We start from the raw sequence: 391 nt of genomic DNA on the forward strand, positions 1-391 counted from the left end.
GCGAACTGAAAGCGCTTGCTGCCCTGTGGCTGGAGGACAGTGATCTCCTGCTGGCGCAAAAATACATGCCGACGAAGTTTGACTGGCGCGTCGGTGTTCTGGACGGCAAGCCGCTCTTCATATGCCAGTATATGATGGCCAAGAACCACTGGCAGATCGTCAAGCACGATACGGGCGGCAAGCCGCTGGAAGGCGGGTTTCGATCCTATGCGCTGGGCGACGCGCCGCCATTGGTACTGGAAACCGGCTTACGCGCGGCACGGTGCATTGGCGACGGGCTTTATGGCGTCGATCTGAAGGAAACGGACGATGGGGTGGTTGTGATCGAAGTCAACGATAATCCTAATCTTGAACACGGGATCGAGGATGCCGCCGAAAAGGACGAGGTCTG

At 57.8% G+C, this 391-nt stretch carries 1 protein-coding gene; it reads left to right on the top strand.

Annotation, left to right across the window (positions count from 1 at the left end):
- Window positions 1–391, top strand: a 391-nt coding sequence (locus SB719_RS19110; RefSeq protein ID WP_412159597.1) for an ATP-grasp domain-containing protein, incomplete at both ends; no start/stop codon positions are given.

Source organism: Pantoea sp. SIMBA_079 (assembly GCF_046940275.1).
In the GTDB taxonomy this organism is placed as follows: domain Bacteria; phylum Pseudomonadota; class Gammaproteobacteria; order Enterobacterales; family Enterobacteriaceae; genus Pantoea; species Pantoea borealis.